Genomic DNA, 411 nt, shown 5'->3' on the forward strand with positions numbered 1-411 from the left:
TCGGCGCGCGGCCGAGCACGTCGGCGATCTGTTGCGGCGTCACGTGGCCCGGGCGCAGCAGTGCCGGGAAACCGCGAGACAGGTCGAGGATCGTCGACTCAATGCCGACTTCGGATGCGCCGCCGTCGAGCACGTGCACGGTATCGCCGAATTCGTCGCGCACGTGCTGCGCGGTCGTCGGACTCACGTGGCCGAACCGGTTCGCGGACGGCGCGGCCACGCCGCCGTGGCCGCCGCGTCGCGCGCTGAACGCGGCCAGCAGCGCCTGCGCGACCGGATGCGACGGACAGCGCAGCCCGACCGAATCCTGCCCGCCGCTCACGGCATCCGGAATGCGCGCGTGGCGCTTCAGGATCAGCGTGAGCGGGCCCGGCCAGAATGCATCGATCAGCGCGTGCGCGTCGGCCGGCA

1 protein-coding gene is annotated in these 411 nt (G+C 72.7%); it reads right to left on the reverse strand.

Annotated elements, in window-relative coordinates; all coding sequences use genetic code 11:
* Positions 1 to 411: L-threonylcarbamoyladenylate synthase (locus tag A9Z05_RS38275; RefSeq protein ID WP_371090936.1), on the reverse strand; the 411-nt coding region annotated here is incomplete at both ends.

It is taken from the genome of Burkholderia sp. A2 (assembly GCF_001729305.1).
Classification (GTDB): domain Bacteria; phylum Pseudomonadota; class Gammaproteobacteria; order Burkholderiales; family Burkholderiaceae; genus Burkholderia; species Burkholderia sola.